The sequence below is a fragment of the Halostagnicola alkaliphila genome, from assembly GCF_055379965.1.
The window spans coordinates 82,961-107,120 of sequence record NZ_AP043827.1; the positions used below are offsets into that span (position 1 = coordinate 82,961).

Annotated in this window: 22 protein-coding genes; 12 read left to right on the forward strand and 10 right to left on the reverse strand. The window is 61.8% G+C overall.

Annotated elements, in window-relative coordinates; all coding sequences use genetic code 11:
- The first annotated feature begins 101 nt into the window (after nt 1-101).
- Complete coding sequence (locus tag ACZ5C7_RS22445) at nt 102-869, forward strand: DUF2267 domain-containing protein (protein ID WP_464378731.1); 768 nt, start codon at nt 102-104, stop codon at nt 867-869.
- Between the two features lie 199 nt (nt 870-1,068).
- A complete protein-coding gene (locus tag ACZ5C7_RS22450) occupies nt 1,069-1,953 on the forward strand; it encodes an SRPBCC family protein (RefSeq protein ID WP_464378732.1) in 885 nt (294 codons plus the stop codon).
- Between the two features lie 155 nt (nt 1,954-2,108).
- Here ACZ5C7_RS22450 and ACZ5C7_RS22455 read toward each other — a convergent pair whose 3' ends face one another.
- Nucleotides 2,109-2,921, reverse strand: a complete 813-nt coding sequence (locus ACZ5C7_RS22455; RefSeq protein ID WP_464378733.1) for a manganese catalase — start codon at nt 2,919-2,921, stop codon at nt 2,109-2,111.
- A 174-nt stretch (nt 2,922-3,095) separates the two neighbouring features.
- Between ACZ5C7_RS22455 and ACZ5C7_RS22460 the strand changes: the two genes are divergently transcribed.
- Genes ACZ5C7_RS22460 through ACZ5C7_RS22470 form a run of 3 tightly spaced genes read left to right on the forward strand, consistent with a single transcriptional unit; the run spans nt 3,096 to nt 5,303 of the window.
- Entirely contained in the window at nt 3,096-3,530 is a 435-nt protein-coding gene (locus ACZ5C7_RS22460; protein ID WP_464378734.1) for a hypothetical protein, read from the forward strand.
- 52 nt (nt 3,531-3,582) lie between these two features.
- Nucleotides 3,583-4,971, forward strand: coding sequence for an ABC transporter substrate-binding protein (locus ACZ5C7_RS22465; RefSeq protein ID WP_464378735.1), 1,389 nt, complete (start codon nt 3,583-3,585; stop codon nt 4,969-4,971).
- Nucleotides 4,968-5,303, forward strand: coding sequence for an ATP-binding cassette domain-containing protein (locus ACZ5C7_RS22470; RefSeq protein ID WP_464378736.1), 336 nt, complete (start codon nt 4,968-4,970; stop codon nt 5,301-5,303). Before ACZ5C7_RS22465 ends, ACZ5C7_RS22470 begins: the two co-directional genes overlap by 4 nt.
- Before the next feature lie 20 nt (nt 5,304-5,323).
- On the opposite strand, the gene ACZ5C7_RS22475 is transcribed toward ACZ5C7_RS22470, so the two are convergent.
- Nucleotides 5,324-5,626 (reverse strand): amphi-Trp domain-containing protein, encoded by a 303-nt coding sequence (locus ACZ5C7_RS22475; protein ID WP_464378737.1) that lies wholly within the window; start codon nt 5,624-5,626, stop codon nt 5,324-5,326.
- Nucleotides 5,627-5,741: 115 nt separating this feature from the next.
- On the opposite strand from ACZ5C7_RS22475, the gene ACZ5C7_RS22480 reads away from it, so the two are divergent.
- Nucleotides 5,742-6,032: an ArsR/SmtB family transcription factor gene (locus ACZ5C7_RS22480; protein WP_464378738.1), complete on the forward strand. Its 291-nt coding sequence runs from the start codon at nt 5,742-5,744 to the stop codon at nt 6,030-6,032.
- 116 nt (nt 6,033-6,148) lie between these two features.
- On the opposite strand, the gene ACZ5C7_RS22485 is transcribed toward ACZ5C7_RS22480, so the two are convergent.
- Together ACZ5C7_RS22485 and ACZ5C7_RS22490 are read right to left on the reverse strand one after the other, a co-directional pair.
- Nucleotides 6,149-9,169, reverse strand: a complete 3,021-nt coding sequence (locus ACZ5C7_RS22485; RefSeq protein ID WP_464378739.1) for an ATP-binding cassette domain-containing protein — start codon at nt 9,167-9,169, stop codon at nt 6,149-6,151.
- A 65-nt stretch (nt 9,170-9,234) separates the two neighbouring features.
- The gene (locus ACZ5C7_RS22490; protein ID WP_464378740.1) at nt 9,235-10,338 is read right to left on the reverse strand and encodes an extracellular solute-binding protein; all 1,104 of its coding nucleotides are present in this window, start codon (nt 10,336-10,338) and stop codon (nt 9,235-9,237) included.
- Nucleotides 10,339-10,673: 335 nt separating this feature from the next.
- On the opposite strand from ACZ5C7_RS22490, the gene ACZ5C7_RS22495 reads away from it, so the two are divergent.
- Together ACZ5C7_RS22495 and ACZ5C7_RS22500 are read left to right on the forward strand one after the other, a co-directional pair.
- Nucleotides 10,674-11,729, forward strand: a complete 1,056-nt coding sequence (locus tag ACZ5C7_RS22495; RefSeq protein ID WP_464378741.1) for an SMP-30/gluconolactonase/LRE family protein — start codon at nt 10,674-10,676, stop codon at nt 11,727-11,729.
- A 248-nt stretch (nt 11,730-11,977) separates the two neighbouring features.
- Nucleotides 11,978-14,221 (forward strand): PQQ-dependent sugar dehydrogenase, encoded by a 2,244-nt coding sequence (locus ACZ5C7_RS22500; RefSeq protein ID WP_464378742.1) that lies wholly within the window; start codon nt 11,978-11,980, stop codon nt 14,219-14,221.
- A gap of 75 nt (nt 14,222-14,296) precedes the next feature.
- Here ACZ5C7_RS22500 and ACZ5C7_RS22505 read toward each other — a convergent pair whose 3' ends face one another.
- Nucleotides 14,297-16,171, reverse strand: a complete 1,875-nt coding sequence (locus tag ACZ5C7_RS22505; protein ID WP_464378743.1) for a dehydrogenase — start codon at nt 16,169-16,171, stop codon at nt 14,297-14,299.
- 5 nt (nt 16,172-16,176) lie between these two features.
- Nucleotides 16,177-17,112: a twin-arginine translocation signal domain-containing protein gene (locus tag ACZ5C7_RS22510; RefSeq protein WP_464378744.1), complete on the reverse strand. Its 936-nt coding sequence runs from the start codon at nt 17,110-17,112 to the stop codon at nt 16,177-16,179.
- Nucleotides 17,113-17,380: 268 nt separating this feature from the next.
- On the opposite strand from ACZ5C7_RS22510, the gene ACZ5C7_RS22515 reads away from it, so the two are divergent.
- The 3 genes from ACZ5C7_RS22515 to ACZ5C7_RS22525 all read left to right on the forward strand — a co-directional run bounded on the left by ACZ5C7_RS22515 (nt 17,381) and on the right by ACZ5C7_RS22525 (nt 20,059).
- Complete coding sequence (locus ACZ5C7_RS22515) at nt 17,381-17,890, forward strand: YciE/YciF ferroxidase family protein (RefSeq protein WP_464378745.1); 510 nt, start codon at nt 17,381-17,383, stop codon at nt 17,888-17,890.
- Nucleotides 17,891-18,254: 364 nt separating this feature from the next.
- Entirely contained in the window at nt 18,255-19,781 is a 1,527-nt protein-coding gene (locus ACZ5C7_RS22520) for a TrkH family potassium uptake protein (RefSeq protein WP_464378746.1), read from the forward strand.
- A complete protein-coding gene (locus ACZ5C7_RS22525; RefSeq protein WP_464378747.1) occupies nt 19,778-20,059 on the forward strand; it encodes a hypothetical protein in 282 nt (93 codons plus the stop codon). Before ACZ5C7_RS22520 ends, ACZ5C7_RS22525 begins: the two co-directional genes overlap by 4 nt.
- Nucleotides 20,060-20,156: 97 nt before the next feature.
- Here ACZ5C7_RS22525 and ACZ5C7_RS22530 read toward each other — a convergent pair whose 3' ends face one another.
- The 4 genes from ACZ5C7_RS22530 to ACZ5C7_RS22545 form a co-directional block, all read right to left on the reverse strand.
- Entirely contained in the window at nt 20,157-20,654 is a 498-nt protein-coding gene (locus ACZ5C7_RS22530) for a YciE/YciF ferroxidase family protein (protein WP_464378748.1), read from the reverse strand.
- A gap of 236 nt (nt 20,655-20,890) precedes the next feature.
- Nucleotides 20,891-21,715, reverse strand: a complete 825-nt coding sequence (locus ACZ5C7_RS22535) for an alpha/beta fold hydrolase (protein ID WP_464378749.1) — start codon at nt 21,713-21,715, stop codon at nt 20,891-20,893.
- A gap of 235 nt (nt 21,716-21,950) precedes the next feature.
- Nucleotides 21,951-23,039 carry an NAD(P)/FAD-dependent oxidoreductase gene (locus tag ACZ5C7_RS22540; RefSeq protein ID WP_464378750.1) on the reverse strand — a complete coding sequence of 363 codons (1,089 nt, stop codon included), beginning with the start codon at nt 23,037-23,039 and terminating at the stop codon, nt 21,951-21,953.
- A 207-nt stretch (nt 23,040-23,246) separates the two neighbouring features.
- Complete coding sequence (locus ACZ5C7_RS22545) at nt 23,247-23,666, reverse strand: GlcG/HbpS family heme-binding protein (RefSeq protein WP_464378751.1); 420 nt, start codon at nt 23,664-23,666, stop codon at nt 23,247-23,249.
- 267 nt (nt 23,667-23,933) lie between these two features.
- On the opposite strand from ACZ5C7_RS22545, the gene ACZ5C7_RS22550 reads away from it, so the two are divergent.
- Nucleotides 23,934-24,071: a hypothetical protein gene (locus tag ACZ5C7_RS22550; protein WP_464378752.1), complete on the forward strand. Its 138-nt coding sequence runs from the start codon at nt 23,934-23,936 to the stop codon at nt 24,069-24,071.
- Nucleotides 24,072-24,160 lie beyond the last annotated feature (89 nt).

Consider the following 24,160-nt stretch of genomic DNA (forward strand, 5'->3'; position numbering starts at 1 on the left):
TGATGGCCTTCCCGCAGGAGAGGGGCCTCCGGCAGTGGAGTGCATGTATTAGATTCAAACCCGCCGTCGGTGACACACTCGAGCGTCCGCTTTCGAGTATCATGAACGACACAGAATTCCTCGAAACCGTCCGACAGGAGACACCGCTCGAGTCGGCAGACGACGCACGAACCGTAACGACGGCGACGTTGCAGACGCTCGGCGAGCGGATCTCCGACGGAGAAGCGACGGACCTCGCTCGAGAACTCCCCGACGAATTCGCCCGCGACCTCACCAACGCGAGTCCCGGCGAAGCCGAGCCGTTCTCCCTCGAGGAGTGTACCGAACGGGTGAGCGAGCGGGCCGAGATAGCCGAATCGGACGTCGTCGAGTATTCTCGAGGCGTGACCGCTGCGCTGGCGACGGTCGCCGAAGACGAACTCGAGAGCGCCCGCGAACAACTCCCGACGGAGTACGACGTGCTCTTCGAACCGGGCGGGCCGGCGACCGAACGAGAGTTCCTCGAGACGGTCCGAGAGCGGGGTGATCTCGATTCGCTCGAGGCGGCGAGAGCCGCGACGGTAGGGACGATCCGAACGTTCGGCGAGCGGCTCTCGGCGGGACAAGCCGCAGACCTCTCACTCTTCCTTCCGGAACCGTTCGCGGACGAGCTCACCGGTTCGGATGACGAATCGGCGACGGACTACTCGTTCGACGAGTTCGTTCGACGGGTTTCCCAGCGCGAAAGCGTGCCCGAAGCCACGGCGGAGAGACACGTCCGAGCCGTCGGGAGCACCCTCGCCGAGACGGTGAGCGAGCGCGAACTCGAGGCGACGGAAAGTCAGTTGCCCGACCGGTTCCGGCGGGCGTTCGATCCGCCGAACGGCTAGGCTGGGTATCGAATCTATAGTTCGGAAGCTGCCGTTCTCCAGGGCGTTCGAACGCAGTCGTTCCCGCCGCCCTTCGGCCGCCGGGATATCCGACGGGGCTCGAGACACACAACACGGAATTATTCCCAGAGCGCTGCAGGTGCACCCCAAACAGCCAAGGGCCACGTTACCGCGATACCAGACCGAGGCTGTTATTGGTATGTCATTCAAAGCCGCTTTCGGAACCGGTGAAGACGACGCGAGAATCGGCGCTGCGACCGACCCCCCACAGTGGAGGCGAATTGTATCCGCGGCTGTCGGTGGCGGGCTCGTCCTGTTCGGGATCAAGAACCGTTCGGTGACCGGCTCGATAGCCGCGCTCGCCGGCGGATGGCTCGTGTATCGCGGCGTCAAAGGACAGCGTCAGCGAGAACCGGAGTACGATACCGATGCCGAGACGGATATGGAACTCGGGAGCGACGCCAGATCCGAGACTGATCCCGAATCAGGTACCGAGACTGGAAGCTCCATCGACACCGATATGGAATCCGTGCGGAGCGTCGATGTAAGTACAATTACCGACCGTATTCTCGACGAAATCGACACGGAGACACCCCAGATAGAGCGGTCGGTTACGATTGGAGAGTCTGCGGACGACCTTTACGACCTCTGGACCGAACCGGACACGCTCGAGCGCCTCGCGGGCCCCGGCGGGAAAATCGAGACAGTCGACGAGGACGAGGGGCGCTGGCGATGGACGATCCCCGGACCGCTCGAGCAAACCGTCACCTGGGAGACCGAACTCGTCGAAGAAGAACCAGAGGAGTACCTGCGCTGGGAGTCACTCGAGGGCGAACGACTCTCGAGCGAGGGCTCGATCGAGTTTCGGGAGGCACCCGCCGACCGAGGAACGGAGGTTACCCTTCAGTTGACGTTCGATCCACCCGGCGGTTCTCTCGGGAACGCGGTGATGAACGGAATCGAGTTCGTGCCGGGAACGCTCGCGGAGAAGACGCTCAATCGGTTTAAAAGTCTCGCGGAGACGGGCGAAATCCCCTCCCTCGAGACGAACCCGTCCGGACGCGGTTCGGGGGATCTGGTTTGAATTGCCCTGAAACGGGACAATTCGGCTCGGTCCCCAGTCATTAACCGCTTGTCGGCGATTGGCAGTCACTACCCTTTGTCGGCGATTGCCAGCAACTAACCGTTGGTTGGGATAGCACGGTGGAGCAAATCGAAAACCGGTTCGGGCTCAACAGTTCACTTGGGATCGTTGTACGTCTGCGGATCCGGCTCCGGCGCAGCAACTTCGCCGTCGCCCGGTTGTTCGGCGAGATAGGAGAACTCGCCCTTGCTGTCCGGTGAGGAGCCCTCCGTCCACGGCAGGTTCGGATCCTCCTGTGGATCTCTGCGGGTCGACATGAACGCGTAGTTGACGTCCTGATTTTCCTCCTCCTGGGGAAAACTCGCGGGAATCGGTATCGGGTCGTCGAGGGCTTCGATAGCCTCGAGCCACTGGTTCTGGTGCATCGTGTCTCGAGCGATGAGGTACGAGAGCATGTCTTCCATCCCCGGATCGTCGGTCATTTCGTACAGCCGCGTGGCGAGCAGACGACCGGTCGATTCGGCCATGACGTTCGCATAGAGGTCAGCGGCGAGGTTTCCGGAGGCGACGACGTAGCCGCCATTGAACGGGACGCCGTTACTATCGACGGGCATTGCCGAAAGTCCGGCCGAAAGGAAGTGGCGCGGGTTCTGGCCCGTCATCGCCGCATTGACGGCCGAATTCTGCTTCGCTTCCTCCCGAAGTTCATCGGGTGCGCCTCGGAGGTTCTCCGTCACCGCGGTCGCAAGCATTTCGATGTGGCCCAACTCTTCTGCTGCGGTCTCCATCAGCAGGTTTCGAAACTCACTGTACTCCGGCGGGAGCGCCCACGCCTGGAACATGTACTGCATCGCGACGCGAATTTCTCCCTCCGCACCGCCGATCGCCTGCTGGAGGAGTTTCGCGAAGTGGGGGTCCGGCTCTTCGACTGTGACGTCGTACTGGAGTTCTGGTTCTTGGAAGAACATGCTTCACGTTCCCGACAGCGGTATAACTGATAAATATTCCACTTGCAATAGTAAGAAATATAGTGAGCAGAGAGATACCGATCGTGAGGAACGATCCGTCCGTCTGAAGGTCTCTATCACCTCTCACGAACCTTTTTCTCAAAACGGGTAGTCCGTGTGGTAGACTGATTCCAGATGACGGGCGACAACTCACCATCGAGTACGGGGCCGTCGCGTCGACGGCTGATAAAACACGGACTGCTCGCGACCACCGGTGTGCTCATCGGCGGCTCGAACAGCGTCGGTGCGACCGAGACAGAAGGGGCAACCGAACACGCTGAGCCGACGACCGCTCAGGGGATGATGTTCCCGTATCAATTCACGCCGAACGCCCGGTTTACGGTACTCGAGAGCGGCCTCGACTGGCGACCGGAGCGCATCGACTCCGCCTACGAAACGTACGTCATCCGGTACGAGTACGCCCGGTCGCTTCGGGCGTTTTTCTTCACCGAAACCGCGTTGTCCCAAGCGGAGGAGCAGCCGTTCGAACTCGGGGCTGCACAACGCGTCCCGCAGGTCGGTTCCGACCGACGCCTCGTCGGTGTGACCGCCGAATCGACGACGCAGTAGTCCGCTCGAACACCCCACCAACAACAATACCCCTGCTGTGGTACGTCCGCTGATGGACGTTCAGGAATTCCCCGTGCTCACGGCGAGCGACCAACCGCTGGTCGACCGGTTCGCAGTCGGGCTCGGCGACGACGGCGCTCGAGTGCTCGCGTACCTCCAGCGCCGACGCGAGGACGACGAGTTCTCGAAGACGGCGACGGAAACGGCGATTCACGTCGGAACGAACGTGAGCAAGAGCGCCGCGAAACGGGCGCTCGACGAGCTCGCTGCGGCAGCGATCATCGAGGAAACCACGGTCAAGACGACCGATCCGGGAAGACCGCCCAAGGCTTGGCACGCAGTTTCCCGTCGCGACGACACCGCGCGTCGGCTGTACGAACACCACGCAGAACGATTACTCGAGCAAAGCGAACGGTTCAGGGATCGGTTTCCATCGGATCAGGACGCCGATGCCACGAGTACCGGCGGCGCGGACACCGACAGCATCGAGATTGCGGACGTGAAAACGGATCGGTCGACTCCGAAAACGAATCAGACGGATCGACGGGAACGGATCGTGATCGGGCTCAACTGGCGGCCGAACGCACTTCACCTCCCACTGTTTGCCGCTCGAGAGAGATCGAACGTCGACTCCGAGTCGGCCGTCGAACTCGCGTTCGAAGCGCACACCGGATCTCGACGTGTCATCGACGGCATTCGAGCGGGAGAAAGCGACGTTGGAATCGCCGGTGCGGCGACGGTCGTTCGGGAACGAGCGCGCGGCGAGTCGATCGTTCCGGTCGCCGTCCTCTTCCAGCGTTCGACGGTCGTGCTTTTTACGACCCGCGAGCGCTTCGGCGAGCCGTTCGATTCCCTCGAGCGGTTACGAGGGCGACGGGTCGGCATGCCGATCGACACGGAGACTGGACTGCTCGGACGACTACTCCTCGAGCAAGCGGGGCTCCGTGACGCCGTCGAACTCGTCGACGTGGAGGGAGAAGAGCGAAACGCGCTCGAGTCGGGCTCGGTCGATGCGGTAACGGGAATGGGGCCGGATCCGCAACGATTCGAATCGGCGACGCGGACGGTCGAGACCCTCACGATGACCGACCAGTTTCCCGTCTACGGCCCGGTCGTGGTCGCGAGCGAATCGACGCTCGAGTCGCGAGCGACGATGGTCGAAACCCTGCTGTCGACGATCGTCGGCGGATGGGCGAGCGCGATCGATGATCCGGAGCCCGCGGCGGTCGAGATCGCCGAAAACGGCGATAAATCGACCGACCGAATCGTCCGAACGTTCGAACGGGCGCGGGAGGCGTTCGGACCGAGCGACGCCGTGAGAAAGCACGGCTGGGGATGGCACTCGCCGAAAGAGTGGGCCAATCTCCGTGCCGCGCTTGCTCAGGGCGGCGCGTTCGATGAATGGACAGGGCGGACACGGGACCAGGGTGGAAGACGATGATTGAAGTCGACGAACTGACCGTCGCCTTCGAGGATCTCACGACGATCGAGGACGTCGACCTCGCAATCGATTCCGGCGAGTTCGTCACGATCATTGGCCCATCGGGCTACGGGAAAACGACGCTCCTGCGGGCGATCAGAGGGCTTCAAGAACCCACGAGCGGCCGGGTCTTGGTCGACAGGGACGCCCCGGAAGCGGCCCAAGCGACGGCGAATCTCGGGTACGTCTTCCAACAACACACCCTCTTCCCCTGGAAAACGGCGTTTCAGAACGTTACCTTCCTCCGCAGGGTTGCGGGGAAGTCGTCCAGACCGAAGCGGTCGGGTACGTAGTGAACGGATCGAAGCCAAAATTAGCGGATCGAAAGCCCCTCTCCACCGCTCTCCTCGGTAAACTCGAGTTCGATCTCGAGTTCGCGTTCGCGTTGCTTCGTAAACTCGATTTCGACCTCGATCGGGTCTCGATACTCGAAGGGGATCTCCCAGTCCGACCCGGCGACCGTGATCGACGTGTCGGCCTCGAGCTGGTCGGCGAGATCCCGGAGGAACGCGGCCGTCTCGTTTCGGGAGAGGTACACCTCCCGTTCGAAAAAGCCGTCGGTGATCGTACGCAGTTCTCGGTCTCGGTCCTCAGGCAACGTGACCCGGTCGCTCATACGTCGCCGTACGACGATCCACGTGATAAAGTCGGGACCAACGTTCAGCGTATCCGAAACGTAAGCGGCTCTTGCCTGGGAAATCCTTCTTGTGCCGGCCGTCGAAGATGTGCGTATGTCACTCATCGACGTGCTCGGGAACGGGACGCGCCTCGAGATCCTGCGCGAACTCTCCCGGGAGCCGATGTACGTCTCCGAGCTCGCAGAGGCGACCGGAATGGACGGGAAAACGGCGGTGCATCACCTCTCGACGCTCGAGGAGGCCGAACTGGTCGAGTGGTACATGCGCGGGAATCGAAAATACTACGTGCTCCGTCAGTCCCTCGAGTTGCGTATCGCCCCGCCGCCGGAACGGGCGTTCGTCCTGCAGACCGAAGACATCGAGACGGAAACGGCGGGTCAGTGAACGCAATCGGGACGACGAGGGTGGTTACGCTCGAGTGGGAGACGGCTATCGCTTGACTGCGGACAGCGATCGCTCGAGGATCGACGGCTATCGCTCGAGGGAGGGTTCTGATGCAGTTACTCGCGCGTCGATTCGAACGTCGGTAACTCGTGCGAGGCGCTGATCGTCACCGCAACCGGCGTTCCAGGTTCGAGCCACTCCTCGTGGGAGTGCCGGCTCTCGAGGACGGTGCCGTTCTCGAGTTCGATCCGATACCGAACCGTCGGGCCGTTGAACTGCCGGTTGACGATCCACCCGTCCGCGTCGTCGGCCGACCGCGGCGTGACGGCGATATCGTCCGGACGGAGCAGGACCTCGAGCGGTTCCGACGGCCCGCCCCCCGACGTCACGAGTTTGTCGAACTCGACGGGGCCGATCGGGGTTTCGAGCGCACCGTCGGCGGGGCGACCGGTGAGGTAACTCGCCCGGCCGAGGAAGTCGGCGACCATTCGCGACGCGGGCCGCATGAAGAGCCGTCGCGGCGGCGCGATCTGTTCGATCGATCCCCCGTTCATGACGGCGGTTCGGTCGCCGACCGAGAGCGCCTCCTCCTGGTTGTGCGTGACCCAGACGGCAGTTACGTCGACGGCGTCGAGAATGTCCGCGACGGTTTCGCGCATCCGAACGCGGAGCCCGGCGTCGAGGTTCGACAGCGGCTCGTCGAGCAGGAGGATATCGGGTTCGGGTGCGAGCGAGCGAGCGAGCGCGATGCGCTGTTTCTGCCCGCCCGATAGCTCGTCCGGGTATCGTTCCCGGTACTGTGCGAGGCCGACGAGGTCGAGCACCTCGTCGACGATTTCGTCCCGCTTCGCCTGCGGTTCCTCCTCGAGGCCGAAGGCGACGTTCGCCGCGACGGTCTTGTGCGGAAAGAGCGCGAAGTCCTGAAACACGATTCCCACGTCGCGCTTCTCGGTGGGCACGAATTCAGTTTCGTTCGCGATAGAATCGCCTCTGAGTCGGACGACGCCCGTATCGGGACGATCCAGCCCGGCGATCAGCCGGAGCGTCGTCGTCTTCCCGCACCCGGACGGTCCCAAAAGCGTGAGCAGTTCGCCCTCGCGAACCGAGAGCGAGAGGTCGTCGATGGCCGCTCCCCCCGAGTACGTTTTTGTCGCGCCCTCGAGTTCGAGAACGACGTCCTCGTCTTCGTCGCTCGACTCGGCTTCCCTGGCGGGGACGAGATCCGACCCGGATTCGACGGGTGCTCTCGAGTAGCCGCCGTCCGGCGCCCTCCGGGTTCGATCCTCGGAGTCCGTCACAGCGCCTGATTCGCCGAGGATTTCTAGAGGGTCGCGGGCTTGGTCCCGAAAAAGGGACACGTCACCGTCACCCCCGTCTCCGGAGTGCCCGCCTTCATCCGTCGTTTCCCGCTCGACGGCCGAGTCTGCGCCCGTCGCTCCCTCGTCGGTGTTCGAGTCGTCGAGTCCACTGTTACTGCTGTCGCGACGGAGGAACGACCAGTACTCCCGGCGGTCTCCGGGGAGGGCACCAAAGATGGCGATACCGGAGATGCAGACGAGCACGAGCGCGGGCACCGCCGCGTAGCTGTAGTAGGCGTTTCGCTCGGCCATCCAGATGAACGTCGCGAGCGACTCGAAGCCGGTGGGTCGAAGCAACAGGGTTGCCGGAAGCTCCTTCATCGCGTGAAGGAAGACGAGCGCGCCGCCGGCGACGATTCCGGGAACCACCAGCGGGAGCGTTATCCGTCGAAACGCCTGTACCGGCGTACAGCCCAGCGCTCGAGCGGCCTCGACGAAGTGAGGATTAACGTAAATAAACGACGTTCGCGCCGCTCCGACGGCCAACGGAAGGTAGAGCACCACGTACGCGAAGACGAGAATCGGGACCGTCTGGTACAGCGCCGGCAGGTACGACGACCCGAAGTAGACGAGACTCAGCCCGATGACGACGCCGGGAATGGCGAAGCCGACGTAGGTCGCGCGCTCGAGGACCGTCGAAACGGGCGACCGATGCTTGGCGGCCAGATACGCGACCGGCAGCGCGAGCACCGCGGCGGCGAGCGCGGCGAGCAGCGAGACGGACATCGAGTTGATCGCGTACTCAGGTCGAAATCCGAACGATCCGACGTACGTCTCGGGGCCGCGAACGAGCCACGAGAGCAAAAAGGCGACCGGGAGCACGATTGCGAGGAGGACGACCAGCGAACAGGCGGCGACCGCGGGCCATTTCAGCCGCCCGAGGGAAATTGTATACGAGCGCGATTCCCCCCGTGCACCGCCGTGGACGGACTGGTGATCGCGGACGTGGTACTCGATCGCGAGGATAACGAGGGCGATCGCGACGAGGTGCAAGGACAGGAGCGCGGCGTAATCGTGAGCCAGGGCGTTGTACTCGACGTATATCTGGCGCGTGAAAACGTCCAACCGCAACATCGCCGGGACGCCGAAATCGCCGGCCGTCTCGAGCGCCGCCAGAAGCGCCCCCGCGGCGATCGCGGGTTTCGCCATCGGGAGCACGACGCGTCTGAAGACCGCGGACAGATCCGTCTCGAGCGTGCGCGCGGCGTCTAAATACGTTTTGTCGAACGAACGCAATCCCGCGACGGTCGTGATGTAGACGAACGGGTAATTGTACAGCGTGAGGATGAACACCGTCCCCGGCATCCCGTAAATTTCGGGGAGCGAGCCGATACCGAGGGGGTCGAGCAGGGATTGGACCAGCCCGTGGGGCCCCCAGACCGAAATGTACGCGTACGCGCTTGTGTAACTCGGGATCACCAGCGGGAGGGAGAGGGCAACCATCCAAAACCGACTGAACGGAAGATCGGTCAAAACGGTCAGTACCGCCAGCGGGACCCCGATAAGCACGGAGAACGCGGTAACCAACGTGATCAGCAAGAGCGTGTTGAGTAGCACCTCGAGGGTCCTCGATCGGAACACGATCGAGATCGCGCGTTCGGGATCGACGTTCAGCGCCACGAATCCGATCCAGAGAACCGGAACGACGATCACCGCCGCGACCGCTGCAGCGAGTAACGTGAGCCCGAGCGGAAGCTCCGAATCGCTCTCCTCATCGTGGGGGTGATCGCTCCCTGTCGGGTTCGCCTCGTCGATTTCGAACGGATCAGTGGTTGGCATCTTGGATCGCCGTGATCGACCGCCTCTTGGTACTACTCCGGGAGCGGGCGAATACCCGGGAGCCGCTACAACACGTCCTCCGACCGGAGGAGTTCGAGCGTCGGTTCGGGATCGGCCAGCTCGTTCAGATCGAATTCGGGCGGATCGAACTCGTCGGTTCCGGGCAGTTCCTCGAGCGGTTCGACGCCGTCTATCGTCGGGTACTCCCACGTCGTCGTCGCGAAGAACTCCTGGGCCTCCGCGGAGACGAGGTGACGGACGAAGTCGGCGGCAGTTTCCTGATTATCGCTCGCCTCCATGATCGTCCCGCCGGTGACGTTGTACATCGCGCCCGCATCGTCGCTCGTGAACGCCAACTCGACCGAATCACCGCCGTGATCCCGAACCACGTAGTGGTTGGTGAGTCCGATACCGACTTCGCCGTCGCCGACTGCCTGTGCGAGCGCGCTGTCGCCCCCGGGTGAGGCGACCACGTCTTGGTCGTCGATCATCCCGCGGAGCCACGCTCGAGTTTCCGCTTCGCCGCTGAGCAGTCGCATCGCCGTGATGAACGCCTGAAAGGAGCCCTGATCCGGCGGCCACATCAGGTCTCCCTGAAAGCGCTCGTCCTCCGCGTACGCGAAAATATCGTCCGGGAGGTCGTCCGGTTCGAAGCTGTCGGCGTTGTACGCTACCGCCCGGAACCGGCGAGTGAAACCCAGCCAATGGCCGTCCGGGTCCACGGAATCGCCGTCCACCAACTCGAGGACGTCGTCGGGCAAGGGGACGGTATACCCTTCCTCCTTGAAGTGGGTCATCGACTGGGTTTCGCTCCCGTAGAAGACGTCCGCCGGCGTTTCGTCCTCCGTTTCGATGGCGCTCGTGAGATCCGCCGTGTCGTCGTAGCGTATCTCGAGCGTAAAGTCGTCGTACAGGTTCTCGACGTACTCCATCAACTCGCCGATACGGGGTTGACTACGCCCCGAGTACACCGTCAGCGAACCGTTCAAATCCGGCATCTCCTCCATCGAAACGCCGCCCGGATCGGGACGGTCTTCGACGTACTCGGGGTCGCCAAGCACGTCGGATCCATCGTCGGCGTCGAGACACCCGCCAAGTAGACTCGTCGAGAGCGCGCCGGTCGCGAGGAGGTACGCTCGTCGACTCGAGAGTCCGGTCGACTCGAGCATACCCATGAGACAGGGGATGTATGTATAAACCTCAGTGTTTAGAGAGAATCTTCCCTTGGAAAAGTATACACGGAACCCTCGATAGAGAATATACCGGACCAGAAAAGAGGATATTTCCAGTATAGCGTGGCGACTCAGAGCTGGTTCGGAACAGTAGTCAATATGAAATATTTGTGGAAAAGAAGGATTACGGGACGGTAAAACGGATCGATCCTGACCGCATCCCGAACGAACCAATTCGGAACCTCGAGCCGCTTTGAGCTCCGGAAGGAAGGTTCCGGTGAATGTTTCCGGTGGTGGGATACTTACGGACAGGATCGGTGGAGACAAACTCGATGGTCCACTTCACTCGACGAACGGCGTTGCAGGCCGTCGGTGCGAGCATCGCTCTCCCAGCCGTTGGCACGACCGCGACGGCACAAGCATCCCTCGAGACGGTCGTCGATATTCCCGGCGAACGCGTTCCGGAGAACCTCGCGATCGACGCAGACGGGGCGCTCTACTTCAGCATCACCGCCGGCGAAGTTTGGAGAATTACGCCGGAGCAGACCCAGGAAACGGGGCTCACCATCGAGGACGCCGAGCAGGTCGGCGAACTCCCCGGAGAGGCCTTCGGCGTCGAAGTGACGCCAGACGGGACGTTGTACGTCGCGTTGCACGCCGGTGCGGAGACGGGCATCTGGCAAGTGCCGCGGAATGAGGACGGAACAGGACCTGATGCCGAGGATGAGCCGGCTGGCGAAGACGAGGACGAACCGGTCGACGAAGATGCAACTGACGTTCCCGAAGCGGAACCGTTTGCCATCGTCGGCGAAGCGGACGAAGTATTCCCGAACGGGATCGAGTACGATAGACGCCGCAATCGGCTTCTCTTCACGGAGTCGTTCGGCGGCGCAGTCTACGAGGTGCCGTTGGACGCGGACGACCCCGACACCGCCGCATCCGTCTGGTTCGAGGACGATAGCCTCGATACGGAAGAATTCGGGGCGAACGGGCTCACTATCGATCCCGACGGCGACTTGTTCGTCGCCGTTACTGACGACGAAATCGACGGCGAGGATGTCGGACGGCTCGTCCGCGTTTCGATCGACGAGGACGGGGGCGCGGGCGACGGCGAAACGTTCCTCGAGGACCCGGAGCTTCTGGGCGCGGACGGCATCGAAATGCACCCGCTCGAGGAGGATCTCTACGTCGCCGCCATCCTGCAGAGTACGTTAGTTCGCGTCGGTCCGGATGCGGACGCGGAAACGATCGCAACGGCCGACGACGGTCTCGTCGAGCCGTCTGACGTGACGTTCGGGGCGATACCAGGGCAGTCAGAAAACCTGTTCGTCTGTAATTACGCTCCCGAAACTCCCGAAGAGTCGGCGATTTTCCGCTGGTCGCCGTAACCGTCGGTATCCGCCTATCGCGGATCGACTTCGGTTCCAATCGACTCCGCCACTCATCCCCTCGACGAAAAAACTGATTACCGCCGAAAATCCGATATTTCGACCGGCAATCTCGAATAAGATCGTGTTGTCGAGAGAACGATCAGCCCCGCTTATTGAACGAGACTTACTTTTTTATCACCTGCGGGAGATAGCGATTGCGAGTTGTCAGGGCCGACAGAGAGACAGAGGGCAATCACACGCCATCAATGTCAGGAAACAACAAATATCCACTTTCACGACGAACCGTACTACAATCAACCGCACTGGGTTCGGCAACGGTCCTCGGAGCGACGGTCGCCATCGGTCAGGAAGACGAAATCGACGGCGAAATCGAACTCGAGGGGCGAACGAGCGGCTGGGTCGGCGAATCACCCGAAGAAATCGAAGACGAGCGGAATCCGACCCTCGAGCTGGTCGAGGGGGAAGAGTACACGCTCACGTGGGAGAACGGGGACGGAGCCGGACACAACTTCGTCATCGAAGACGAGGAAGGTGAAGAAGAGTTCGTTCAAACGGACGTGATCTCCGGAACCGGCGAAACCCAGGAGGTTGAGTTTACCGCAGAGGAGGGGATGGCCGAGTACTTCTGTGGCCCGCATCCCCAATCAATGCGCGGCGAAATCGAGTTCGCCGACGAGGACGAACAACCGGATGAAGAAGTCGAGGATGATCCCGACGAGATCATCGGCGACGGACCGACCGTCGGTCTCGAGACCGTCACCGACGGCCTGACCGCGCCGATCAGCCTACAGGTTGCCGAGGAAGACGAGAATCGACGGTTCGTCGTCGACCAAACCGGACAGATACACGTTCTCGGCGATGATGGGGTCGAAGATGAGCCATTTCTTGACATTGAGGATCGGATGGTCGAACTCGACGAGGGATTCGACGAACGGGGGCTCCTCGGACTCGCGTTCCACCCCGAGTTCGAGGAAAACGGCCGGTTTTTCGTCCGTTACAGCGCGCCGCCGGACGAGGAGGAGATTCCCGAAGACGATGTTCCCGAGGAGTTCGATCACACCGACGTGTTGGCCGAATTCGAGGCCCACGACGACCTCGAGGAGGGCGATCCGGACTCGGAACGGATCATCCTCCGGATCCCGCAACCGCAGTTCAACCACAACGCGGGGCCGATCGCGTTCGGGCCCGACGACGGGCACCTCTACGTGACGACCGGCGACGGTGGCGGACAGAACGACGCCGATGCGGGCCACGTCGAGGACTGGTACGACGAGAACGAAGGTGGAAACGGCCAGGACACCGAAGAGAACCTCCTCGGCGGGATTCTTCGGATCGATGTCGACGGCGGAAACGGCGCGGACGAAGAAGCCGAGGACGAGAACGGAAACAACGAAAACGGTGACGCGAACGACGAGGAAACAAACGCGGACGACGACCGAGCGTACGGCATTCCGGACGACAACCCCTTCGCCGAAGGGGAGGACCTCGAGGGAGACGGCCTCGAGGAGTACTACGCATGGGGGATGCGCAATCCCTGGGGGATGTCGTTCACCGAAGATGGCGAGTTGCTGGCCGCGGACGTGGCCCAGAACAACTTCAACCGAATCAATCACGTCCAAAACGGCGGGAACTACGGCTGGAACGTCCGCGAAGGTCGCCACTGTTTCAGTACGGACTCGCCCAACGATCCGCCGGAGGAGTGCCCCGTGGAAACGCCCGAAGACGTCCGCGGGGGCGAACCGTTGCTCGATCCGGTGATCGAGTATCCGCAGCATCCGGACGATCTGGCGTACGACGAGGACGACGAGAACGGAAACGACGAAAACGGAAACGATGCGAACGGCGAGGACAACGGCAATAACGGAAACGGCGACAACGAAGATGTCGACCGCGGCGAAGAGGACGACGAAGCCGAACGGATCGGAACGGCAGTCGTCGGCGGGTTCACGTACGAAGGCGACGAGGTAGACGATCTCGAGGACACGTACGTCTTCGGCGATTGGAGCCAGGACGGCGAAGGTCCGGGAACGCTCTTTCTCGCACGGCAACCCGACGGCTGGCCCGAAGACGTCGACGACGAGGCGGACGAACTCGAGGACATGTTCGTCGATCCGCCGGACGAAGACGAGGACGACGAAGATGAAGAGGAAGAAGACGAGGAGGAACTCGGCGTGTGGCAGATCGAAGAGCTCTCCGTCGAGGGAGACGGCGACGTCGTCGAAGACGGGGAACTGAACCACCTCGTCTACGGCTTCGGCCGGGACGACGAGGGCGAAGTGTACGTTCTTACCTCCGACACGTCGACTATCGAGGGTGAGGGGCAGGTCCACCGGATCGTCCCCGGGGAGGAAGACGAGGACGACGAGGAGGAAGAAAAAGCGGAAGACGATCCAGACGCAGACGACGAAAACGGAACCGATAACGATGACGATGCGGAAGCCGACGCCGATGCGGATGGTGAAAACGGAGACGAAAACGAATCCGACTGAAGACTCGTTATTTTTCCGTAGCAGTACCAATCAAAAAGCGGCGATTGGCGCTGCTTCGACTCGAGATGCGGCCGACTACTCCTCGAGCGAGAAGACGGCGAGCGTGTTTCCGTCTTCGGCGTCGGTGTGGGTTCCGCCGCCGCCAGTGATCGCGACGAACTGTTTCCCCTCGTCGGGATCGTACCAGCTGATCGGTGCGCCGTCGACGCCATGGGGACCCACTTCGAACTGCGCCAGTTGATCGCCAGTCTCGGTATCGTAGGCGATCATGAGGCCGGTCGCGATGCCGGCGAACGTGACCCCGGTCGGCGTGGTCAACGCGCCGCCTCGTGGCGGCGGATCGCCCGGGGAAGTCCATTCACGCCACTTCAATTCGCCGGTGAGCGGATCGATCCCGGCGATCGCACCCGGGTGGCCGTTCCACTCCTCCGGCGGTTCGGCGAGTTCTTCATCGGCTTCTTCCTCTTCATCTTCGTCGTCCTCGTCTTCGGCCTCTTCTTCTTCCTCGTCCTCTTCATCGTCGGGATCTTCTACAACCTCTCCCTCGTGGACCGGATCGTCCGGTTCCTCGACGTCGGCGTCATCAGGCAGTTCCGCCCGGATCGTGTCCATGCCGATGTAATTTTCACCGGGCTCGTACTCGACCTCGAACCACGAGAACCGCATCGGCCGATTGAATCCCTTGACGATCATCGTTCGCGTTTCGGGATCGTATCCGGCCGGATACGGGTTAGTCCCGCCGGCCAGTTCGGGCATGATCCACGGCGCGGACTCGAGGTCGTCGTAGGGCGGCAAGGAGAACGTGTTCAAGTGCTGGACGTACTCCTCGCTTCGCTGGTGGAGCTGTCCGGTCTCCATGTTGACCGTGAACACCCAGCCCGTCTTCGAGGGCCACGTCGCGAATTGGGTCGTCTCGCCGTCGATCTCTTCCTCGAAGACCAGCGGCGGGGCTGAAGAGTCGTAGTCCCACCAGTCGTGTGGGGCGTCCTGATAGTGCCACTCGTGTTCGCCGGTCTCGATATCGATCGCGACCTTTCCTGCGGTGTAGGGGTTGAACCCCGGTCGAACGGTCCCGTACCAGGGCCCGGGATTCGCCGACGGGACGATGATCGTCCCCTCGTCGGGTTCGATGGCTCCGAGCGGCCACGCGGTGCCGCCGCCGTGCATCCAGGAGTCGCCGACCCACTCGTGCTCCGGCGTCATATTGACCCGCCACTCGGGGTTGCCCTCGAGGTTGATCGCGTCGAAGAAGCCGGAGACCCCGAACTCGCCGCCGAAGCTCCCTTTCATCAACAGGCCGTCGTAGATCAGCGGCGGCCACGAGGACGTCGTCCCCCGGGAACGCTCCCACTGGAGTTCCTCGTGCATCAGGTTGTCCGCAACCTCGCCGCGGTAGACCGCCGCGCCGTTGTAGTACCACTCCTCTTCACCCGTGTACCGGTCGATCGCGAGGACACCGAGGTCTAACGTGCTCTTGTAGATGGTGTCGCCGAGCACAACCGGCCCCCGTTCTGCAGAGGGCGTTTCGTCCGACGCACCGACGTACGGTTCGTAAAAGTGCGTCCAGAGGAGGTCCCCGGTACGCGCGTTTATCGCGTACAACATGTCCGGCCCGATCGTGAAGTACATGATCGGCGGATCGCCGTGGATGATCAGCGGCGACCCCTGAAAGTCGTTCGTCTCGTCGCCGGGTTCGAGCGTGTACTCGAGTTCGAGATCCTCGACGTTGTCCTGCGTAATGACATCGGCCGTCACGTGACGGCGGTTCTGATAGTCGTTTCCGTAGAGCAGCCAGTTTTCGGGGTTCTCCCTCGACTCGCGGAGATCTTCTTCGGTGATGTCGACTTCGGGAATCTGGTCGGTGTCGTACTGTTCGACCTCCGATTCGCCCGGCTTTTCGTCCCACGGTGCATCCTCCGGCAGGTCTTCGAGGTGTGATTCGAACGTCATTGGTATCACCCGGACGCCCCGAGCGGAGCGCGTTTGTCGCCGGTAATTCGGATCACGTCGTCGATCAAGAACTCCTGGCCGATGATCATGATCGCGGAGCTTCCGCTTATCAGCGTCGAGAGGTGTTCGTCCGCGATCGATCCCTCGGCGAGGTCTCGAGCAGCGGCGCCCATGAGATAGTAGCCGCCGAGCATCGACTTAACGTCCCACAGCCCGCGGTCGATCATCTGATCGGTTAGCAACACCTCGTTCTGCCAGAGGAAGTTGTCCAACCCGTCGATCCACAGCAGAGAGCCCTCGGCGGATCGCTGATGGAGCGGCGCCACGTACTCGTGGACAACGCCCTCCTCGGCGACTTCTGCCGACGGATAGTCGACCGTCGGCATCCACCACGAGAGCTGCTCTCTGGTGTTTACGATGTTGACGACGAGTGCCGTTTGCTCTGGTTCGGTAAAGCCAACTTCCGAAAGCGTCGCAGGCAACGTTTCGATATTCAACAGTTGGCGCGTCGTCGTCTCGATATGTTCCGGTTCGAACGCCGGGAGGTTCTCCTCGGCACTGGCGAAGAAGCTGACGTCCGCCAGATGCTCGTTGATCGCCCACGCCGGCTCGGTCAACTCCGCGTAGGCCGACGACCCCGCCTCGGGGATTCCCATCGCCTCGAGTTCGGGGAGCTTCTCGAATCGCTCCGCGAGTGCCGACAGTTCCGTGTTCAACAGCGCCGCATCGAGCGACCCTGTCAATCCGGCGCGGATCGCCTCGCCCATCTCCGCGAGTTCGCCGGTCGCGCCGGTCGAAACTTCGGCGCGAAGATCGCTCAACGTCGCACCGATCGCGCCCGCACCGGCGACAGCGCCGAGTGCTTTCAAAAATTCGCGCCGGTCTTCACTACTCACCTCGCCGTAACTGTATCGTTCTCCGGGATTGGTACCGTATGCCATGTTACGATGAACGAACCTCGAGCCGCGCATTAATGGTATCCACAAGTCGGATACCGTGGAACGTGATTTTCCGCAATCAGTCTGCACCTGGATTTACGACCCGTCGAACAGAGAGAAGACGGTCTCGGCTCACTCGGGGCGTTACTGACGTAGTAATTGATGGGTCGATTTGGCGGATCGTCCGTTAGGTATCCCAGTCTGACCTTCAATCGAACCCCCGCAAACGCTTTTGAGAGTCCTCGAGGTAGCGGGCATCGAGAGGATCACTATGACTATCGACACGCTCTACGAGAAGTTCGTCTACCACTTGGGAGAGATGTACTATATCGAAAAGCAGCTCGTCGATATCCTCGAGCAAATGCGTGCCGACATCGTCGACGACGATCTTCGAGAGGGAATCGACAGGCACCGCCAACAGACCAAAGAACAGGCCGGTCGACTCGAGGAGATTTTCGATATCATCAACGAACCTCCCGAGGAGCGCCCCAGTCCCACCTTCGACGCGCTCGTCGAAGAGCGGGAGCAATTCTTCGAAGTGGCGGGCGACGACGAGGATATGCGCGATCTTCACGACCTCGGCGCGGCGGTCAAAACCGAGCACCTCGAGATCGCCGGTTACGAAAATCTCATCATGCTCACTCGAAAGCTCGAGATGAACCAGGACGTACGGCATCTGCTCGACCAGAGTTTGGATGAAGAACAACAAACTAAAAAACAGCTCAAGGCGATGGCGGACGATTCGACCATCCGAAAAGCGTTCGCGCGTCTCGCCGGGTGAGGAGTCGATACGAACGGGTTTCCGAGAACGATCTCGGATTCGATCCGATCGGTGTAGATAGCAACGGGTGCTGATTCCCATGGTAAACGAGATCATCCCCGATTCCCCCACGCCGAGTCGCTGTGGTCGGCGACGACGCCGACGACGGAGTACGAACCCGTAGAGAACGGATTGGACGTCGACGTGGCGATCATCGGCGGCGGAATTACCGGGTTACCCGCCGCGATCGAGGGGAGCGACGTCGAGTAACGGCCTACAGATGATTGTCTCGCAGTAGGTTTCGTACTAATCAAGTCGACGAGGAATGTTCGAATCGTCACTGGCAGGGAGAAGCATCAAGGGAGGGATTCTCGTACCGAATCTAATGCGAGAGTCGGTCGAGATCATCGGCTCGAACCTCGGCTCGTTGCTGTCGCTGTTTGCGGTGCTCATGGCGACGCCGATCGTCATCGCCGTCATCTGGAACGAATGGTACGCGGTCCCCGGAATTGTCGCCGCGGCCCTACTCACGGGTGCGAGCGGGAAGGGACTCCTTCGATTCTGCGATCCGGGAGATTCCGAGGAAGTTCACGGCATCGTTTCGGCGGCCCTCGCGTGGTTGCTCGCCGGGGTCTACGGCTCCCTGCCGATACTGTTCATCGCGTGGACGGTGGCTGTGAGACCGGAGGTAATGTCCACCCCGGCTCTCACGCCGAGCCTCGAGGCGTTCCAGTCGCCGATAAACGCCCTGTTCGAGGGGATGAGCGGCGTAACTGGAACGGGATTGACGATGGCCGAAACGGAGGACGACCTCCCGCGAACGATCCAGTGGTGGCGGTCGCTCATGCAGTGGGTCGGCGGAATCGGCGTCGTCGTCCTCGCCGCGGCGATCGCGTTGACCGCCGAGAGCGACGCGTTCACTTCGCTCTACGAGGAACGAGGGGCCGTCTCTTCGCTCCGGTCGGATACGCAGGAAACGATTAAACTCGTCTGGTGGATCTTCTGTCTGTTCACGTTCGTCGCGATCGTCGCGTTCTGGCTCGCCGGAATGCCCCTCTGGCACGCCCTCAATCACGGCATGACAGGGATTTCTACCGGCGGGTTCGTCGTCACCGACGACGGAATCTCGAGCTACGGGTCGGCGCGGATCGAAGCGGTGATCGTTCCGGTCATGCTGCTCGGGGCGATTTCGTTCGCGGTTCACCACCACCTGTTGCAGGGCGAAGTCGGGACGCTGGTAAGCGACGCACAGACGCAGTGGCTCTTCGTCCTCGTCGTCGGCGGGTCGGGCCTCGTCATCCTGTTGTTGGCCGCGATCGATCCGCCGCTCGAGGCGATCCAGTTCGGCGGATTCCAACTGGTCTCCGCGCTAACGTGTACCGGCTTCCAGACGGAGACGGACATCGGCGGCCAGTGGCCGATCGCCGGCCAGTTGGTTCTCTCGTCGGCGATGGTGATCGGCGGCGCTGCCGGGTCGACCGCCGGCGGCATCAAACTCGTTCGAGCGATTTCGCTGACGAAAGGGGTCGTCTTCTCGGTCACGGGCTACTTCCACGAAGACGACGAGCGGAGCTTCGATATCGCTCGAGAGGACGCGGATGCGACGGCGGGACAATCCGCGTCCGAGTTTGACCAGGCCGCAATCGTCGGGTTCCTCTGGATCGTCACGCTCGTCGCCGTAATATTCGTCTCGCTCGTGGCGTTGCCGACCGGCGACGGTGGATACCCGTTCGTCGAAGTCCTCTTCGAAGCCGCGAGCGCGCAGGGGAACGTCGGATTATCGGCGGATATCACGAGCGCCAGCATGCCGACGAGCGTCAAATTCGTCTTCATCGCGAGCATGTGGATCGGGCGACTCGAGATTATTCCGGTGATGGTCACCGTCCGGGTACTCCTTCGGGGGTTCGAATGACCGTGGGTCTCGAGTCCGTTCCGGTCGTCGGACGCGCCTATCAACTCGGCGTGAATCCCATCACGACAACGCTCGTCTTAGTCGGCCCGGTGCTTGTCGTCCTCATCGGTTTCGCCGGTCGAAATCCGCTCACTATCGGCCTCGGAATCGCGTACGTGTTCGCGGTTCCGGGTTCCGTAGCGTACTTCTGGCTCGCCGCGAAAAGGACTGACGACGATCCGGAACAGTCGGGCGACAGCGACCAGGAAAACAACCATCCAGAGAGAACAGACGAGTAGCTCGAGTTGCTACGGCGTTAGGTAGTTTCGGGTGCTGTCGGGCCGATTCGAGAACGAAAGCTCCGCGTGGAGCACCGAAAACGACCGCTTCGTTCGATTACGACGACTGCGTGAGTTCCCCGTAGTCGAACTCCTCTCCGTATTCCGAGAGGGTGTCGAGTTCGTCCTGTTCCTCCCGGAGGTTCTCCTCGAGGAGGTCCGCGGCCTCGTCGAGTCCGATCTGATCGGCCATCGGAATGAGGTTTCCGTAGACGGCGATTTCGTAGTGTTCTGACTTCTGTCCTGCGGCGATGTTGAATCGATCCAATGCGTCGTCGCTCGGATCTTTGTCGAGGAACTCCTCGTGGGCTTCGATCATCCCTTCGACGACGGGGTCTTCCGCTTGCTCGGGTGATTCGCCTGCCTGCTCGAACACCCGCTCGAGCCGGTCGATGTGGTTCTCCGTCTCGGATTGGTGCTCGGCGAATCCGGACTTCAGTTCCTCTCGCGTCGAGGTGCTCTCTAATTCCTCGAGTGCGTCGACGAGGCGGTGCTCCGTGTAGTACGCGTGTTTCAACCCGCTCAGGAACAGGTCTTCTGTTGAATCAACACTCATGGTCCTCTGTGTCGTGTGAGTCCAGTTCACTCGATAAGCAACAGGCTTGCAGGTGAGGACGTGAACCGGCAAGATGCGCCAGAATGTGAGGGTTACTGTCAACTCTCAACGCGTACGCACCCCTCACGTTGTACAAGCTCTGTGCGTTTTGGGCATTTCACACGCTCTGCGTATTTCACACATTGTACACGGTGTAGACATTGTGGACGGTGTGAAGACTGTCCCCAGCCCAGCGGCTATCGCTCGAGAAACGACCTCGCCCGCCGATCGAACGTGTGCTTGCGCTCGTGGAACGCGCCGTGTTTTGCACCCGAGACCAGTGAGAGTTCCCCGGACGGCAGCGTCTCAGCAGTTTCCCGAAGGACCGGTTCGGTGAAATACGGATCGCGATCCCCGCCGAAAACCAGGGTCGGCTGATCGATCTCGGCGAGTTCGTCCGAGGCGTCGAAATCGAGGACGAACTCGAGCGACCGCCACGTGTCCGAGGCCACCGCCGGCCGCGGAAGGGTGAGCCGACCGACGGTCCGGATCATCGGCGGGTACGCGACGGCTCGGCCATCTGCGAACATCGCTCGAGCGAGTTCGGAACGGATCCGAAACCAGTCGCGGTCGCGGGCGAGGTTCTCGAGGCGTTCGACGCTCGGGACTGCATCATCGGCGAGCCGAGAGGCGCTGTTTGCGAGCACGAGCCGGTCGATGAGCTCCGGTTTCCGACGGGCGAGCGCCTGGCCGATCAGCCCGCCCATCGAAATGCCGATCACGTCTATCGACGAACTCGAATCGGATAGCGACTCGAGGGCTCGAGCGTGGGTCTCGGCCGCATCTTTCGCGTCGTAGTCCGGCGCCAGACCGCGCGGACGGCTGAGAACGTAGACGGTGTACTCGTCCAGGTAGCGCGAGAAGTAGGGCGCGAGGGTCAACGACGAAAGCGGCGGGTAAGTCCCCGAAAACATCGCGTCGCCGAATCCGGGCAACACGGCGAGTGTTCGGGGACCGCCGCCGACTTTTGCGTACGAAATTCCGCCGGGGAGCGTTCCGGTATCGGTACGTGTCGTCGACATCGGGATCGTGGAAGTGAACATGTGTGAGGTTATTTGCGGGTAGTGGGATACGTCCGACAGTGCACGGCGGCCACGTGCAAAGTAGCGAACTCTGCGGGACTGTAGGGCCGATGGAGGGTGGCGAGACGGTGGGGTCGGTGAACGTCGGTGACGGTAGAGATCGCGGTCGGCAGCGGGAGTGAAGATCGTGGTCGGCGGCGACAAAGCGATGTGCGGATCGATGACGACCGTTCCGTCACCGGTCCGGCGGCGGTCCACGGAGACCCGGGTTCGTCTCCCGGTCTCGCATCCGCCGCATCCGCGCTCGAAGCTCCGGACTGCTTCCAGGCACGGAAAACGCCGTTTCCGCGGAATCTGTTTCGTCCGATTCGAGGTCTTCGATCGTCTCGAGCGACTTCGGAAACTGACGAACGTCCTTGTGGAGTGCGATCCCCGCGTGCGCGCCGTCGCCGATCGCGATCGACGTCTGATTTTGACCGTGCGTGACGTCTCCGACGGCGTAGACTCCGTCGACGCTACTCTCGCGGCGTTCGTCGACGTCGATCGCGCCGTCGTCGGTGAGGTCACACTCGAGCCCTTCCGCGAGCGCGGTATTGTACGTCATCCCGTACATCGCAAACCCGCCGAGATAATCGCGGTTCGTCCCGTCGGTAAACGAGAGCCCGCCGAACCGTTCGTCGTCCGTATTGGCGGTGTACGTCGAGACGACTTTGGGTTCGACGCGCTCGATCGGATGGGCGCGGAGTTGCTCGTCGACATCGTCGTCCCACTCCGGTTCGCGGCCGTCGAGAAGGAGGTCGACGTCGTCGGTGAAATTGAGCATCGTCATCGCGACGTGGGCGGCCTCGTGACCGTGACCCAGGACGAACACCGAGCCGTCGCCGAGCGCGTACGCGTCACAGTGCAAACAGTAGTACAGGCCGCGGCCGGTGAACTGCTGCAGTTCCGGCACGTCGGGACTGTGATCTCGAAATCCGGTCGCCAGAACGACGCGTTTCGATTCGATCGTCGCGTGAGCGGCCTCGAGACGGAACGGATACGCTGTTTCGTCCCGCTTTTCGATGTGCTCAACGACGTCCAGATAGATGTCCCCGCCGTAGGTTTCGACCTGCTCGAGAGCGTGATCGGCCAGTTCCCGACCGGAGACGTCCTCCGAAATCCCGAAGACGTTGTGAACGTGGTTGACCGCCGCGTGTCGACCACCTTCCCCTTCGAAAACGGCGGTTCGATGGCCCAGACGCGTGGTGTACAGTGCTGTGGTGAGTCCGGCGGGCCCGCCGCCGACGATGACGACCTCGTACTGCGGACAAGCGCTAGCTGTCATTCGAACCGTCCTACGACGGGGTGGGTGTTGACCGTGTGCCGTGCATTTGCGGCCCGCGATGATCCGAGTCAACGCCAATCGGCATCCGCGGGCCGTCACTCGCGAACAGCGTCCCGGACGGAGTAGTGGCTGTATCCCCGGACCGCCTCGTCGGTCGATTCCAGAGAGGGCGATAGACTGATTCCCGGTGAGATCCGCACCTGGCCGTTAGGAGGTGAGTTCGTCGAACTTGTCGACGCCGACCTCCGCAACGTCCATGTCCTGTTCGACGGCGCCGCCGCTGACGCCGATCGTGCCGACGATCTCGCCGTCTCGCGTCAGCGGGTAGCCGCCGCCAAAGATGACGATCTGGCCCTGATTTGTGTTCTGGAGGCCGTACAGCGACTCACCCGGTTTTGATGGCTCGGCTAGTTCATGTGTGGGCATATCTAGCGAAGCCGCGGTGAAGGCCTTGTTTCGCGAGATGTCAACCGACGCGAGCCACGCGTCGTCCATCCGGTGTTGGGCGATGAGGTTTCCCTCGGAGTTCGCGACGGTGATTACCATCGGGTTATCAATTTCTTCTGCGCGCTGTTCGGCCGCGTCGATGACTTCCTTCGCCGTCTCGAGACTGATTGTGTCGACCATGCGAATTCCCCCCACACCGTAGAGGACCATAAAACGGCCCCGTGGTAATCGTTACAGATAGTATCGTCAGGCTAACTTACCCGGCCTCGAGACCAACCGACACTCGAGACGACCGGAATCGCTCGGACACGACCGAGTGTCAACGGAGCAGTGAATATCTGTCGGTTACAGTATTCGAATCGTCGCGTTACAGACAGTAGGCATCGCCTCGAGCGACCCGCGCAAAGCGGAGACCGGGTTATGTTGCCGTTTTCGACCGTATGCACGATGGACGAGCAGTTCTATCCCCGCGGCATCGGGATTACGGCTGATATCGATTCTCGAGCGTTGCTAACGAGTTCCGGCGTCGAACGACGAACGGCGTGGGACCGATCGGTCAACAGGCCAGTAGGACCTCGACAGTGATGGCAGGTATCGAACACCTAGCCTGTCCTGTAGTACACGAATACTTCGAAAATGTTTATCAGCTGATTGCTGGAAGGCTGGCCTTGGAG

What these genes read in the sequence shown, in the direction of transcription:
- ACZ5C7_RS22505 (WP_464378743.1), bottom strand. Translation starts at nt 16,171, where the DNA reads ATGACGTTCGAATCACACCTCGAAGACCTGCCGGAGGATGCACCGTGG.
- ACZ5C7_RS22540 (WP_464378750.1), bottom strand. Translation starts at nt 23,039, where the DNA reads ATGACAGCTAGCGCTTGTCCGCAGTACGAGGTCGTCATCGTCGGCGGC.
- ACZ5C7_RS22470 (WP_464378736.1), top strand. Translation starts at nt 4,968, where the DNA reads ATGATTGAAGTCGACGAACTGACCGTCGCCTTCGAGGATCTCACGACG.
- ACZ5C7_RS22495 (WP_464378741.1), top strand. Translation starts at nt 10,674, where the DNA reads ATGGTCCACTTCACTCGACGAACGGCGTTGCAGGCCGTCGGTGCGAGC.
- ACZ5C7_RS22530 (WP_464378748.1), bottom strand. Translation starts at nt 20,654, where the DNA reads ATGAGTGTTGATTCAACAGAAGACCTGTTCCTGAGCGGGTTGAAACAC.
- ACZ5C7_RS22450 (WP_464378732.1), top strand. Translation starts at nt 1,069, where the DNA reads ATGTCATTCAAAGCCGCTTTCGGAACCGGTGAAGACGACGCGAGAATC.
- ACZ5C7_RS22485 (WP_464378739.1), bottom strand. Translation starts at nt 9,169, where the DNA reads ATGCCAACCACTGATCCGTTCGAAATCGACGAGGCGAACCCGACAGGG.
- ACZ5C7_RS22475 (WP_464378737.1), bottom strand. Translation starts at nt 5,626, where the DNA reads ATGAGCGACCGGGTCACGTTGCCTGAGGACCGAGACCGAGAACTGCGT.
- ACZ5C7_RS22515 (WP_464378745.1), top strand. Translation starts at nt 17,381, where the DNA reads ATGACTATCGACACGCTCTACGAGAAGTTCGTCTACCACTTGGGAGAG.
- ACZ5C7_RS22550 (WP_464378752.1), top strand. Translation starts at nt 23,934, where the DNA reads ATGGACGAGCAGTTCTATCCCCGCGGCATCGGGATTACGGCTGATATC.
- ACZ5C7_RS22525 (WP_464378747.1), top strand. Translation starts at nt 19,778, where the DNA reads ATGACCGTGGGTCTCGAGTCCGTTCCGGTCGTCGGACGCGCCTATCAA.
- ACZ5C7_RS22510 (WP_464378744.1), bottom strand. Translation starts at nt 17,112, where the DNA reads ATGGCATACGGTACCAATCCCGGAGAACGATACAGTTACGGCGAGGTG.
- ACZ5C7_RS22535 (WP_464378749.1), bottom strand. Translation starts at nt 21,715, where the DNA reads ATGTCGACGACACGTACCGATACCGGAACGCTCCCCGGCGGAATTTCG.
- ACZ5C7_RS22545 (WP_464378751.1), bottom strand. Translation starts at nt 23,666, where the DNA reads ATGGTCGACACAATCAGTCTCGAGACGGCGAAGGAAGTCATCGACGCG.
- ACZ5C7_RS22465 (WP_464378735.1), top strand. Translation starts at nt 3,583, where the DNA reads ATGGACGTTCAGGAATTCCCCGTGCTCACGGCGAGCGACCAACCGCTG.
- ACZ5C7_RS22460 (WP_464378734.1), top strand. Translation starts at nt 3,096, where the DNA reads ATGACGGGCGACAACTCACCATCGAGTACGGGGCCGTCGCGTCGACGG.
- ACZ5C7_RS22490 (WP_464378740.1), bottom strand. Translation starts at nt 10,338, where the DNA reads ATGCTCGAGTCGACCGGACTCTCGAGTCGACGAGCGTACCTCCTCGCG.
- ACZ5C7_RS22455 (WP_464378733.1), bottom strand. Translation starts at nt 2,921, where the DNA reads ATGTTCTTCCAAGAACCAGAACTCCAGTACGACGTCACAGTCGAAGAG.
- ACZ5C7_RS22520 (WP_464378746.1), top strand. Translation starts at nt 18,255, where the DNA reads ATGCGAGAGTCGGTCGAGATCATCGGCTCGAACCTCGGCTCGTTGCTG.
- ACZ5C7_RS22445 (WP_464378731.1), top strand. Translation starts at nt 102, where the DNA reads ATGAACGACACAGAATTCCTCGAAACCGTCCGACAGGAGACACCGCTC.
- ACZ5C7_RS22500 (WP_464378742.1), top strand. Translation starts at nt 11,978, where the DNA reads ATGTCAGGAAACAACAAATATCCACTTTCACGACGAACCGTACTACAA.
- ACZ5C7_RS22480 (WP_464378738.1), top strand. Translation starts at nt 5,742, where the DNA reads ATGTCACTCATCGACGTGCTCGGGAACGGGACGCGCCTCGAGATCCTG.